General features: G+C 68.3%; 8 protein-coding genes. 5 read left to right on the top strand and 3 right to left on the bottom strand.

Annotated elements, in window-relative coordinates; genetic code table 11:
- The first annotated feature begins 655 nt into the window (after positions 1-655).
- The 3 genes from YIM_RS18710 to YIM_RS18720 all read left to right on the top strand — a co-directional run bounded on the left by YIM_RS18710 (position 656) and on the right by YIM_RS18720 (position 7,914).
- A complete protein-coding gene (locus tag YIM_RS18710; protein ID WP_153031577.1) occupies positions 656-1,360 on the top strand; it encodes a hypothetical protein in 705 nt (234 codons plus the stop codon).
- The gene (locus YIM_RS18715; protein ID WP_153031578.1) at positions 1,357-2,658 is read left to right on the top strand and encodes a 7-cyano-7-deazaguanine synthase; all 1,302 of its coding nucleotides are present in this window, start codon (positions 1,357-1,359) and stop codon (positions 2,656-2,658) included. Before YIM_RS18710 ends, YIM_RS18715 begins: the two co-directional genes overlap by 4 nt.
- A gap of 135 nt (positions 2,659-2,793) precedes the next feature.
- Entirely contained in the window at positions 2,794-7,914 is a 5,121-nt protein-coding gene (locus YIM_RS18720; protein ID WP_228004814.1) for an AAA domain-containing protein, read from the top strand.
- Positions 7,915-7,971: 57 nt separating this feature from the next.
- Here the strand turns inward: YIM_RS18720 and YIM_RS18725 are convergent, their stop codons facing one another.
- The 3 genes from YIM_RS18725 to YIM_RS18735 form a co-directional block, all read right to left on the bottom strand.
- Complete coding sequence (locus YIM_RS18725) at positions 7,972-8,802, bottom strand: ABC transporter permease (protein WP_228004815.1); 831 nt, start codon at positions 8,800-8,802, stop codon at positions 7,972-7,974.
- Positions 8,786-9,685: an ABC transporter ATP-binding protein gene (locus YIM_RS18730; RefSeq protein WP_153031579.1), complete on the bottom strand. Its 900-nt coding sequence runs from the start codon at positions 9,683-9,685 to the stop codon at positions 8,786-8,788. The genes YIM_RS18725 and YIM_RS18730 overlap by 17 nt, the downstream gene beginning before the upstream one ends.
- A 229-nt stretch (positions 9,686-9,914) precedes the next feature.
- Entirely contained in the window at positions 9,915-10,580 is a 666-nt protein-coding gene (locus tag YIM_RS18735; protein WP_153031580.1) for a dioxygenase, read from the bottom strand.
- Positions 10,581-10,696: 116 nt separating this feature from the next.
- Between YIM_RS18735 and YIM_RS18740 the strand changes: the two genes are divergently transcribed.
- Together YIM_RS18740 and YIM_RS18745 are read left to right on the top strand one after the other, a co-directional pair.
- Positions 10,697-13,219, top strand: a complete 2,523-nt coding sequence (locus YIM_RS18740) for a LuxR C-terminal-related transcriptional regulator (RefSeq protein ID WP_153031581.1) — start codon at positions 10,697-10,699, stop codon at positions 13,217-13,219.
- A 137-nt stretch (positions 13,220-13,356) separates the two neighbouring features.
- Positions 13,357-13,623 carry a WhiB family transcriptional regulator gene (locus YIM_RS18745; RefSeq protein WP_153031582.1) on the top strand — a complete coding sequence of 89 codons (267 nt, stop codon included), beginning with the start codon at positions 13,357-13,359 and terminating at the stop codon, positions 13,621-13,623.
- The last annotated feature ends 114 nt before the right edge of the window (positions 13,624-13,737 follow it).

Here is a 13,737-nt window from a genome sequence, read left to right on the forward strand (position 1 = left end):
GACGATCAGGGCAAGGCCGAAGAGGACCACGATAGCCCGCCAGTGGGCCAGGGGCGACTGGGTGCGTCGGTTTTGAGCCGACGCGAACAAGGGTGGCCGATGGGGTCACGACGAACTCGGGCTGGGGGTCGGGAACCATTGGTTCACCAGGCGGCGTTGCACCCCGAGTCGTCGGGAAGCCATTCCGAACAGCCGAGGAACTTGCCGTGCTGCCCCGCGGTCAGGTGCACCATGTCGCTCCGGCAGCATGGGTACCGATTGCCGGCTCGAACTCTCCGACTCACTGGACGAAGTACGCCAGGTGGTGGGCGGATGGGCTGCACGTGCGACGAACTTACGATTCGGGATCGGCCTCGCCCGGTTCGTTCGAAGCTCCAACCACATTTAACGCGATCGGGTGGTTGGTTTCCTTTCGGGTATAGCGGCGCCGACGGTGGGGATCAAAGGGGGTTCTCCGGAACGACGTGGTTAGGCCGAACAGGTGTTATTACTTATGGCTATTGCATGGCGGCTTTCTGTGTGTAGCCTTGATGTGGTCGCCGGCACGGGGAGCGCTTGCGTGGGTACTTCAAGCAGATGGTCCGGACCGCAGACGGCCGCGTGGAAGACGGTGTCGCGGAGTGTCTCGCGGCTTCGGCCGGCCGAAGGCATGGCCATGTCGGCCGCAGACATTCCTGGACCACGGCAGCCGGAAGAACATGCGATTTCGGACGAGTCAGCGGCAAAACGAGGACGGCGTTGCCTGGAAGCGCTCACCGCGGCGGTGGGTGACAATCCAGATGCCTACGGTCTGCAGCGGGCAATGGCCCGGGCGGGCGGCTCCCTGATCGATGCGCTCGAAGGCTTCGGTGGAACCGACGGGCCGGTGAACCCGGTGCCTGATTCCGGCTGGCCAGGCACTCGGGAGGAATGGTTCCTCTACCGATTCGTTACCGTCGTAGCCGGTGATGGCACGACGATCGCGGATGCCGTCGTGCGGCGGGCCGCCACGGCCTGCGCCGAGAGGATCCTCGCCAGCCCGGTGGCGGCGAAGGTGATTGAGCGAGAAGGTTCAGGCTGGAGCTTTCCCGACGACCTTTTCTGTGAGATCTACCGGCTCTTCTTCGCTGATTTTGTGGCCGAGTTCGTTCGGGCGGTCATCGCGGAAAAGGTGAAGTTGACCGTTCCTGCGCTCGTGCTCGTGGACCCCAGCGGCCAGATCGCGGACTGGGTGGCCGAGCAAATCACGGCGGTGCTTCCCACACCTTGTGCCGAGAAGGATCGGCACCTGGACGATCCTCGTTCCATCAGCGAATTGGCCCGCGACATGCTGCCAGAAGCAGTGACCGTGGCACTGGGGCTACCCAGGGCGGACGCGTGACCGGCGTTGGTCGGCGGTTCGGCTTCACCGCTGACGGCCGGCGCGTGGAACTCGATCGTGAGCCGCTTTCCGACGCCGACTTCCACGATCGGGAGGCTCGGCTCGACCAGGGGATGGCGCTGGCCGGTCCCGCGGAGCCCTGGGCACGCGACCTTCTGCAAGTGGCACGCGCCGTCTATCTGGTGGACAAGCGCTACGACCGGCGAACTGAAGACGGCTGGTCGCGCACGGTCGACCTTTCGGTCGAGGTCGCGGAGCCGGAGCGCTGGGGGCCGGCACAACTGGCGGACCTCTCCACGTTGCTGGCCACGTTGACCAGCGATACGTGGCACGTTCGCGTGGCAGGGGGTGCCGCTTACCGACAGTGGCTGGATTACGAAGAGCGAGCCTCGGAAGTAGCCCTCTTCTCCGGAGGATTGGACTCGACCTCGTATGCGGCCCAAGCCGCGGTGCGGGCGCACGCGGGCACCCTGCTGCTGATGGGCTACGACGACAACATACGCGCCCGGCAGCAAGAGGTCCGCCGGTGCCTCGACCGGATCCGGAACCGGCCGATCAAGCTGGTGCAGATCGGCCAGCGGGTGCTTTCGGGGCCCGGAAAGCTCGAGCGCAGCACACGTACGCGGGGCCTGCTCTACCTGGCGACGGCGGTGGCGGCGGCATCGGCGCACCGCGTCGGTCAGGTCAAGGCGCCGGAGAACGGGCAGCTCGCGATCAACCCGCCGCTGACCCCGAACCGGTTGGCCGGTCTCTCGACCCGGTCGGTCCACCCGTGGACGCTGGAGTTGACGAACCGCTTGATCCGCGGTCTCGGCGGCGCCGTCGAGGTGGTCAATCCGCTGCTGTCGTGCACGAAGGGTGAAGTGTGCGGCCAGGCTCTCGACGCAGGACTTTCGCCAGAGGACCTCGCTCGAACCGTCAGTTGCGGCGATCCCAGCAGTGCTCGTTATTCCCACCAAGGCCAGTTCAATTGCGGCCATTGCTACCCGTGCCTCGTCCGGCGGTCGGGTCTTTTGGCGGCCGTCGGGATCGACGGCACTGACTATCGGCTCGACCTGGCCCGCACTGACATGAGAACGAGGGTGGCACAACACCTCCGTGCGTTGGCTCGCTGGCTGGCCACCGACTTCGGGTTCCGTGACCTGGTCGCCGATATGCCGTTCCCCAGCTCGACGCCCATACCTGCGGTGTTGCCGATGCTGCACCGCGGACGGCGCGAACTGGCCGCGATGGTGGAGCAGGTCGTGCCTGAGAGCAGCCCGCTCCGGCGAAACTGGAACCCCAGAGTCGCGGGCTGACCTTCCGGACCGCGATGGAGACAGCTCACGATTCGATAACTCTGTGTGACGTGTCGTCGACTGTGGCGATGGACGAGGGGCATGGCGTTGGAAGCGCTGATGCTGATCTTCAGATGATCTTCGGGCAGGGGTGGCATGGGTACGTCGTTGGTGGATCGCGCACGGCGGTTGTTCGAGTTCCTCCGTGGTGCGCAGCGGCTCAAGGCCTCCCCAGTGCGTTCGGTCGAGGGTTACCAGCGTGATGGTGCTGTGTTCTGGTTCGCGCAGCTGCCACGGCACCCGGGAGTCAGGGCGGCGCAAGCGGGGCTGGCCGGCATCGACGACCCGCTGGTGGTCGTTGACCGGGTGCCGAAGGTGGAGCCACCCGAGCCGGACGCCGAACTCGCCCGCTGGCTGACCGAGCAATGGGATCAGCCGGACCAGCCGCCGACACTGCGCCAACGGGTTCGCTTCACCGGCGAAGACGAAGAAGGCGAATCCCGGGTTGTGACGCTCGCGGAGGCGCCGGAGGTCGAGAAGCAGTTCCGCCTGTGGTTGCCGGCGTGGGAGAAGTGGGCGAGCCAGGAGCTGGTCGATGCTCCCGTGCGCCAGCTGTACAGCGATCTGTACTCCACGTATATCAGTGCCACTGAAAGTCCTGAAGAGCTTGAGCTGGTCCTGGGCGTTGGCTGTTTGAGCTGGCTGCTGGAGGACCAGCAATCGGTCCTCCGACACGTGCTGACCAGTTCGGCGACCCTGCACTTCGATGACCGGACGGGTGCCATCGAAGCGCGCCGGGTCGAAGCAGGTGAGCCATTGCGGCTTGAACTGGACATGGTGGACCCTGGCCTGATCACAGCGCCTGACAAGGTCAACGAGGTCCGGGCGGATGTCGAGGCTTTTGATGGAAGCCCGCTGGACCGTGGTGCGGTCGGCGAGCTAGTACGACGTCTCGTGCACAGCCTGGATCCTGACGGTGAATACCGTGACCAGGACGAATTCGCCAGGCCGGCACCGCACGCGGTCGCATCGTTGGCTCCAGCTCTGATCCTCCGGCGGCGCACGGAGAACGGCCTGATCGAAATCTTCGATGCGATTCTCCGGCAGCTCGGCGATGCCGGTGAGGTGCCCGACGGCTTGGTGCCCCTGGTCGATCCCGATCGAAGGCCGGTGGCCCCCGGGCCGACTGGTGAGGGCGCGATCGTTGCTGTCGGCGACGAACCCTTCCTGCCGATGCCGGTCAACGACAAGCAGCTGACGATCATCCGCAAGGTCGACGCACAGGCTCAGACCCTGGTGCAAGGTCCGCCCGGTACAGGGAAGACGCACACGGCCGCGGCTCTCATCTCGCACCTCCTCGCTCAGGGCAAGCGCGTGCTGGTCACCGCGCACACCGATCGCGCGCTTCGTGAGGTTCGGGAGAAGCTGCCCGACGCGATCAAGCCGTTGTCCGTCGCGGTGGTGGGGGCGGCCCGCGAAGACATGGCCGATCTCAAGCTCGCCGTCCAGGAGATCGCGGCTGCGGCAGTGGACCACGATTCGAAGGTGAATGCGGATGCCGTCCGGTCCCACCTCGACGCGATCGATCTGCTGAGGCGCGAACGGGCGGCTTCCTACAGCAGGCTGGTGGAGGCCAGGGAACGCGAAGTCCGGCATCGTGAACACCGCGGCTACCGCGGCACGTTGGCGGCCATCGCGCGACAGCTGGACGCCGAATCCGATGCTCATCGTTGGCTGTCGGGGCACACGACGGTTGGTGCGGACGATCCGGTTCCGTTGTCCGGCCGGGAAACGGTCGAGTGGCACGGCCACCTGCTCGACGAGCGGCTTCGAGCTGACGAGGCCGAAGCACTCATGCGACTGCTCGGGATCGAGGCGGTGCCCGCGCCCGACGAGTTCGCCCTGTTGGTGAGGAGTGAGCGCGGTTCGACGGCGGAGGAGCAGAGGCACGCCCCGCTCAAAGGGCATGCGGCGTTCGCCGCGGTGATGAAGCTGTCCCCGGACGAGCGCACACGGCTGCGGCAACGGTTGCATCGGCTCGCTGACGAGGCGGATCGGCTGGCCGGTAGGCGAGAGCAATGGATGAACGACGCGTTGCAGGACGTCCGTTCCGGAAGAGCCGGACAGTGGCGCGTGAGAGCGGACACCGTGCAGGCCCTCGCCGAACAATGCGCCGGGTGTACCGCCCGACTCGGCCCGCTGACATCTGTCGAGCTCCGGGGCGAACCCGGGCCGCTCGTGGCGCTGGCCGGTGAGGTGTTGCGATTCCTCGCGGACGGCGGCTCCATCAAAACCCTGCCGGATGGTCAACCGAAGATCGGGGCGTTCTCCCCGAAGGTGCTCAAGCAGGCGCAACCGTTGTTCGACGGGGTACGTGTCGACGGACTACCCCCTACGTCGGCCGGCCAGCTGAACTTGTTCCTCGCTTGGATCGGCGCCGCCAAGGCACTATCGGCGTTGGACCGGGCATGGCCTGCGAGTGTTGCCATCCCGGCCGAGGACACCTTGCAGGAACGACTTCAGTGGCACGTGACCGAGTTGGACCAGTTGCGCCACGTACTGGCGCTGGGAGATGAACTCGGCGCGGAAGAGGAACGGCTGCGGATGCTGAACCTCCCAGCGCCGGACTGGAACGACCTGAACGACGTCCGCCGCTATGCGCGGCTGACCGACGCCGCGGGCGCCGAGGAAGCCAAACGCTCGGCGACAGCGCCATTGGCGGCACTCGAACAACTGGTTGCCGAAACCGCGCAGTGGAGCGATGCGGCGCCGTGTACCGAGAACCTGCTTGACGCGGTGAAACGCCGGGACCACGACGCGTACGCGTCGGCGCACAGCCGGCTGGAGAGGCTGTGGCAGGTGAAACGGCTCGTCCAGCGCCGCGAAGAACTCGCCGGCCGGCTGGACGCGGTGGCACCTGAACTGCGCCGAGCCATTGACGAGACTCGCCACGAGGAATTTTGGCCGTCGAGGATTGCGCAGTTCGACGAAGCGTGGCGCTGGGCCGCGACGCGGGCGTGGGTGATCGACCACGAGTCGATTGACGTCAATTCCGTGCAGTTGCGGATCAGGGAGATCGAAGAACACATCCGCGGGCATGCCGAATCGATCGCCGCTCGCCGCGCCTGGGATTTCGCGGCTTCCCCGGAGCGCCTGAGTGGAACGGCGCGGGCCGACCTGACCCAGTACGCCCAGTTGGTGCAGCGAGCGGGTAAGAACACGGGTATCTACCGCAACCAGCGCAGAGGGGAAATCCGGAAGGCGATGGATCGGTGCCGGCCATCGGTGCCGGTCTGGATCATGCCGATCTACCGGATCGCCGAACAGCTTCGCGTGCGGCCGGACATGTTCGACGTCGTCGTGGTCGACGAGGCTTCGCAGGCGGGCACCGAGGCGGTGTTCCTGCAGTACCTCGCGCCGAAGATCGTGGTGATCGGCGACGACAAGCAGGTATCGCCGTCCGCGGTGGGGGTGGATCAGCAGCAGCTGCGTGACCTCGCACGGCAGTACCTCGGAGACGATCGGTACCGCGATTCCTGGCATGACCCGAGGCGCAGCCTGTTCGACGAGGCCAAGATGCGCTATGGCAACCTGATCACCCTGACCGAGCATCGGCGTTGCGTACCGGAGATCATCGGGTTCTCCAACCGGGTCGCCTACGCGCCGGACGGGATCCGGCTCGTTCCAGTCCGGCAATACGGTGCCGACCGCCTGGAGCCGGTCAAGGCGGTTCACCTGCCGGAGGGGTACGAACGCGGAACGACCAACAAGCTGAATCCGGTCGAGGCGGAGGCGATCGTCGACCAGATCGAGAAGTGCATCGCCGACCCGGCCTACGACGGCAAGACCTTCGGGGTGATCTCGTTGCTCGGCCCGGCGCAGGCCAAGGACATCCAGACGCGGCTGCTCAGCCGGATTCCGAAGGGCGAATGGCGGGCTCGCGACCTGCGTTGTGGCGACGCCGCGGATTTCCAGGGATCAGAACGCGATGTGGTGTTCCTGTCGATGGTGGCGGCGCTCGCACCCGGCAAGCGTCTGGTCGCGTTGACCCAGGAACAGTACGTGCAGCGCTACAACGTCGCCGTCTCACGCGCCAAGGACCAGGTGTGGGTGTTCCACTCGGTGCATCTGGATGAGTTGGTGAACCAGGAGTGCATGCGCTTCCAGTTGCTCGACTACAGCTACGGCGTGATGCAGCGTGGTCAAGACACCGGGGACGGGCCGGTGGGTACCGTCGTGCCGGAAGACCAGCGGGTCGATCCGTTCGACTCGCTGTTTGAGCAGCGGGTGTACAACCGGATCGTCGACCGTGGTTACACGGTCGAGCCGCAGCACGAAGCTTTGGGCTACCGGATCGACCTCGTGGTCGTCGGTGGACGGGGACGCCTCGCGGTGGAGTGCGATGGTGACCAGTGGCACGGTCCGGATGCGTACGAACGCGACCTCGCCCGCCAGCGTGATCTCGAACGGTGCGGCTGGCGCTTTTTCCGGATTCCTGGCTCGGCTTTCGATGTCGACCCGGCAGCTGCGCTTTCCGGATTGTGGGAAATGCTCCAGGAGGAGGGTATCCACCCGTCGGGGTACCGGGATCCGGCTACTGAAACCGCTGAGCCCGAAGCTGTTGAGCCTCGGCTGCACGTGGTCGATGAGCACGTTCCCGCGCTTCCGGACGCTCAGGCAGAGGACGAAGCGGAGCTGCGATGGCCGGTTGAGGAACAACTCCCTGAGCCATACGAGAACATCGCCGGTGGGGGCACACTCGAGTCCTATGTGAGCTACACGGGCACGCTCGTACCGGTGGTCGAGGCTTCGCGGCGCGAGCTGATCGATGGCATCAAGAAGATCGTCGCGATCGAGGGACCGATGCTGGGTGAGCGCATCCACAGCGCCTACGTCCACTGTTCGGGTGGCAGGCGGGTTGGTCACCAGCTCGCGCGCACACTGAATTCCGCGGTGACCGCGGCGGTACGCCAGGGCGTGTTGGAAGTGGACAACCCACTGAGCCAGAGCGGGGTCCGTTCGGTCACCTACCGGTTGCCCGGTCAGCCGCTCGTGCGATCCAGGCAACTGGGACCGCGCGATCTCGATGACGTGCCTCCCCGCGAGCTGGCGACGCTGATTGCCGAGGCGGCAGGCCGCCACGGATGGGCCGATGAGGAAGCGCTGTTCCGGACCGTGCTCGAGAGCCTGGGCTTGAAGCGGTTGACGCGGAATGTCCACGATCGGCTCTCCAGTCTGGTGGAGTTGGCTCGCACGCACGTGCCCGATATCAGCTGAGCTCCCAGAGGGCCCGAGGGGCGGCGGCACCCATCTGGGATGCCGCCGCCTCTTGTTTCAGATGACATCCCTGCGGTGCAGGAGCCAGCCACCCAGTCCGGTGAAGGCGACCAGATAAGTGAAAACAACCACCGCAGCCTGCACCGGCCCAGTAAGTTCCGCCACGCCTGGGGACTGAGTAGAAGCGCCCAAAGAAGCCACCAGCGAACCGGCGTTCGAACCCGGCAGGCCCAGTTGCAGGTCCTCCACCCAGCTCACCAAAGGCGCGGCCACCCCGATCAGCAGGTTCTGCACGACCAGCAGCCACACCAACCCCAAACCCATGGGCAGCGCCACACCTCGCATGGCGATCGCCAGCAGGACACCGAAAGCCGCCCAGGTGAAGGCGATCAGCCATCCCGCACCGATGCCTTCCACGACGGAGACAACCGAGGGCCACAAAAGAGGTGCGCCCTCTGCCAGTGCGATTCCGGCGCTCACCAAAGCGCCGGTGGCAAAGATCGTCAACACCAGTGCCAGCATCGCCACCGCCAAGGCGAACAGCTTCCCGCCGTACACCGTCAGGCGTGAAGGGCCTTGTGTCAGCACGGTTTTCCAAGTGCCCCAACCGTACTCACCGCCTACCGCCAGGACGCCGACGACCAGGGCGATGGCGCCCAGGAACACCGGCAGGCCGCCGATCGAGTTGCCCACCAGCTGGTCCGGGAACGTGGAGGCGATGCCGCGGTCGCTGTTCGGGGCGCCGCTCGACGCGCCGGCGGCGCCCGCCAGTGGCAGCAAATACGTGAAAGTCAGGCCGAGCGCGGTGCCGACCGCCAGCATCAGCCAGTTCGCCGGTCGCTTCACCAGCTTGCTCAGTTCCGCGCTCGCACTACGCCACAACATCATCGCCACCGCCTTGGGTGAGTTCGAAGAAAACCTGCTCCAGATCGCGTTCGGCGACCCGCAGTTCGCTGACGCCGATGCCCGCGGCGACCAGTTCGCCGTTGAGCCACGCCGCTTTTTCCGGAGAAACAGTCAGTTCGAGTGCGCCATCGCGCACCAGGACCTGCGCCTCGCCGATCAGCCCGGCCGCCACCGAAGCGGCTCGTGGCAGGGGATCGGCCACCACGCGCAACACCGAAGCACCGCGCAACTCGGCGACGGTGTTCTCCGCGACCAGCCGCCCGCGCGAAACCACGCCGACGCGGTCGCAGATCTGCTGGACCTCGCCGAGCAGATGGCTCGACAGCAACACGGTCCGCCCACTCGCGCCCAGCTCGCGGATCAGCACCCGCATATCGGCCATGCCCGCCGGGTCCAGGCCGTTCGTCGGCTCGTCGAGCACCAGCAGGCGCGGATCCTTCAGCAACGCCGCGGCCACGCCGAGCCGCTGCTTCATGCCCAGCGAATACGACGAGTACCGGTCACCGCCCCGCGCCAGCAGATCGACCGCGTCCAGCACCGCGTCGACGCGGTCCGAACCGGCGCCGGTGTAGCGCGCCAGCACCCGCAGGTTCTCGCGCCCGGACAGGTACGGGTAGAACGCGGGTGACTCGATGAGCGCGCCCACCGCGGACAGGTCGCCCGGCGGCTCGCCGAACAGGCGGACCTGCCCCGAGGTCGGGCGCAGCAGGCCGAGCAGCATGCGCAGGGTGGTTGTTTTCCCGGCCCCGTTCGGGCCGAGAAAACCGTAGACCTCGCCTGGCCGCACGGTCAGGCTCAGCCCGTCCACGGCGAGCACGTCGCCGTAGCGCTTGGAGAGTTCGCGGATTTCCACCGGGAGGTTCATGCCGCAGATCCTGCGCGCCGCGGCCCGGTCACCGCGTCCCGCGCGAGGCGGCACCGGAAGCTACGCCCGGGAACGTAGAAGAAGGCCGGGACCGCCATTGGTCCCGGCCTTCCCCCGCGGTGCGGGGCAGACTCCGGTTCGGCACGAAGGGGCCGTCCTCTGCCACGACCGCTCCGGGGCCACCGCCGATCGGGAGTTCCGCCGCACCTGACCGGCGGGGACCTCAGCCTCAGCCGAAGTTCAGCACGAAGTCGAAGGTCGCCTCCCGGCCGCCCGTGGGGGTGTTCCGCACGGTCATCAGCAACCGCGGGTCGAAGATCGGGTCGGTGTTGTTGCGTGGTTCGTTCGGGAAGTACAGCTGGGTGGTCAGGATCGGCCGGTTCGGGGCCTGCACCTTGACGTGCAGGTGGCGGGTGCGGCCCGGGTAGAGCCCCGGCACGATGGTGGACAGGGTGAACTTGCCGTCGGGCCCGGTGAACTGGTGCCCGCGGAAGTTGTAGCCGACGTTGTCGTAACCGCCCTGGCTGTTGGCCTGCCAGAAGTCCAGCAGCGCCTGCGCCACCGGCACGCAGGACCGGGTGAACACGTACCCGGTGACCAGCAGCCTGATGCCCGGCGTCTGCGGGGTCACCAGCGACGTGCGCTGCGGTGAGTTCGGCTTGAAGTAGGGCCCTTCCATCTGCGGGATGGTGGGGTCGTCACCGTCGTCGCACTGCGGCGTCGGCTCCAGGTCGCGCGGAACGGCTTCGGACCGCGGGGCGGGGGTCGCGGCACCCAGCGCGGCGGCCGCCGGGACGGCGAGCAGGCCGAGCTGCAGGGCGCGCTTTCGGGAGATGCCGTTCTCGGTGCTGTCGCTGGCGTCTTTCCCGGAGGTCAGGTTCGGGTCGTCGGTCATCGCGGGGGTCTCCTTGTGGGTTCGCGAGTGGTTTAGACCATGCAGGACGGAACGGCACCGTTGCAATGCGTAGCGCTACGGACTTAAATGTCTGCTCTTCCGCGAAGGAGCCGAAGGTGACCGAGCAGATCGCCATGGTGGGGCGGGCCGAGGCGCTGGCCGCGCTGGACGCCGTGTCCGCGCCCGCGCTGATCCTCGTCGGCGGCGAGGCGGGCATCGGCAAGACCCGCCTGGTGACCGGCATGCCGGGGCGGAAGTTCGTCGGCCGCTGCTCACCACTGCGTGAACCGCTGCCGCTCGGCCCGGTGGTCGAGGCGCTGGGCGTGGCCGGTGGTTTCCCGGCGTTGCGCAAGCTGCTCGACGACGCCGGACCGTCGACGCTGGTCATCGAGGACCTGCACTGGGCGGACAACGCGACCTGGGATTTCCTCCGGTACCTGTGCCCGCGCCTCCCGCCGGAGCTGCGGGTGGTGCTCACCTACCGGCCGCGGGAGACCCGGCCGATCGATCTCGCCGCCGGTGCCGCGGCGGCGGCGGTGGAGATCGAGCTGCGGCCGCTGAGCCGGGCCGAAGGCGCGGAACTGGCCGCCGCGCACCTCGGTGTTCGCGCGGTTTCGGCGGCGTTCGCCGACCGGCTCCACGCGCTGACCGCCGGAGTCCCGTTCGTCATCGAGGAAGTGGTGCGCGCACTGCCCGATTCCACCGCGTTGTTCGGCGATCTCCAGCCCTCGGTGGCGTTGCGCGGGTCGTTCGCCCAGCAGCTGGACCAGGTTTCCGCGCCGGCGCGCGCGGCGGTGGTCGCCGCGGCGGTTTTCGCGGTGCCGGTGGAGGAATCGCTGCTCGGTGCACCGGAAGCGGTCGACGAAGCGCTCGAGGCCGGGTTGCTGGTGACGGCCGGTCCAGGCCGGTTCTCCACCCGTCACGCGCTTGCCTCCCGGGCCATCGAGGAACTGCTCAGCGTCGCCGAACGCCGGGCCGTGCACCGGGCCGCCGCCGACGCGCTCGCCACGGCCGATCCGGTGCCCGCGTTGCGCCTGGCGCACCACAGCCGTGAAGCCGGGCGCGTGCGCGACTGGGTGCGGTACGCGCTGGCGGCGGGGGAGCAGGCCCACCGCACCGGCGAGGGCGACGCGGTGGTCGACCTGCTGGCCGGGGCACTCGCCGCGCCAGGGCTGGCACAGGCCGACAGGCTGCGCCTAGCCACGCTGCTCGGCCGGGTCGCCGCGCACGGCAGCAGGCACGACGTGGCGATCAAGGCGTTGCAGGGGCTGCTCGCCGAGGACTTCTCACCGGTGGAGCGCGGGGAGATCCGGCTCGCACTGGCGATGCTGCTGTGCCAGCAGGGCTGCGACCGCACCGCGGGCCGCCACCAGCTCACCCTGGCGGCCGCGGAACTGGCGCCGCGCCCGGACCTCGCCGCGCGGGCGATGGCGGCGCTGGCGGTGGCCGGGGACGGCACCGAAGCCGTGGCGGACCGGCGGAAATGGGCCGGCCGGGCGCTCGCGCTGCTCGACCAGGTGGACGACCAGGAGGTGCGCACGGCGGTACGCGTCAACCACGCGACCGTGCTGCTGTTCGCGGGTGATCCCGGTGGCCGCGCGGCGGCGGAGAAGGTGCTCGCCGAGCCGGGCGCGCCCGCGCAGCTGTCCAGGGGAGCGGTCAACTTCGCCGACGCGGCGGCCTGGCTGGGCCATCCGGAGGACGCGCGCCGCATGCTCGCCCGCGCGCGGACGCTGGCCGGTGAGGACGAGTACCTGGACGTGGTGATGGCGGGCACCCGGCTGCGCGCCGACTTCGCCGCGGGGGACTGGGCGGGGCTGGCCGAACGCGCCGAGCTGGTCCGCGCGGACGCCTGGCGCCTGCCCGAACTGGACGCCGAAGCGCGGCTCGTGCTGGGGGAACTGGCGCTCGCGCAGGGCGACCTGGTGACCGCGCGCCACGAACTCCGCGCGGTGGCCGAGGTCGCCGCGGCGGACCTGTCCATGCCGATGCTGCTGGCCGCGCGGACCGCGCTGGCCAGGATCGAGCCGGAACCGCTGACCGATCTGCTGGCCGCGATCCGCAAGCAGGACCTGTGGGTGTGGGCCGCCGACGTGGTGCCGCTCGCGGTGCGTGAACTCGACGAAGCCGACCGGTTACTGAGTGAGTTCCGGGCGGGTTTCGAGGGGCTGGACGCCCCGCTCGTGGCCGCTTCGGCGCACCTGACCGCCGGAATGCTGCACGGCGCGGAAGCCGAATTCACCGCGGCGATCGAGGGCTACCGGGCACTCGGGCGGCCCTATTCCGCACTGCGCGCGGCCGAGGCATTCGCCGAACTGCGACTGCGTTCCGGAGACGAGAAACCACTGGCGCGCACGGCCGCCGGGTACACCGCGCTCGGTGCCTCCTGGGACGCCGCGCGGTGCGCGGAAACCTTGCGGCGCAACGGATACCGTATTCCGCACCGGCGGGGCAGACGCGGTTACGGGCAGGCGTTGTCGCCACGGGAGAAATCGGTCGCGGAACTGGCGGGGCGCGGGCTGACCAATCGCCAGATCGCCGAATCCCTGTTCCTTTCGATCCGCACCGTCGAGGCGCACGTGGCCAGCGCCATGCGCAAGCGCCGGGTCCGCGACCGCCGCCTGCTGGCCGGGGAATAACCGGCGCCCCGCCGCTGTTGGACGCGGTGTATCCCAGCACGGCCGCCGAAAATGGCGCGCGCCGTGCTGCCCTCGTCCCGCAGAATCATGAACAACACCGAGTTGCACTCCACCGCCTGGAAGGGGGCGGCTTCATCATGGACTTCGACAGCGTGTCCTTCGACAACTGGACCGAACTGGCCGCCTGCGGCGACCACGATCCCGAACTGTTCTTCCCGCTCTCCGACGTGGGGCCCGGTGCCCGGCAGGCGGAGCGGGCCAAGGCCGTCTGCGCCGGGTGCCCGGTGCGGTCGCAGTGCCTGTCCTACGCCTTGGACAACGGCCTCGACCACGGCATCTTCGGTGGCGCCACCGAACGCGAACGGCGTGCGCTGAAGCGCGCCACCGCGCCCCGCGCCGCCTAGTCCACAAAGGACTTCGGTACGCGTCTCGCCGTACGCCGGCGCGACGCGTACCGGAGCGGGCGTAGGCACACGAGCCCGCCGCGGGCCGACGACACGACGTCCCGCGCTCCGCAG

The sequence above is a fragment of the Amycolatopsis sp. YIM 10 genome (genome assembly GCF_009429145.1).
GTDB lineage: Bacteria > Actinomycetota > Actinomycetes > Mycobacteriales > Pseudonocardiaceae > Amycolatopsis.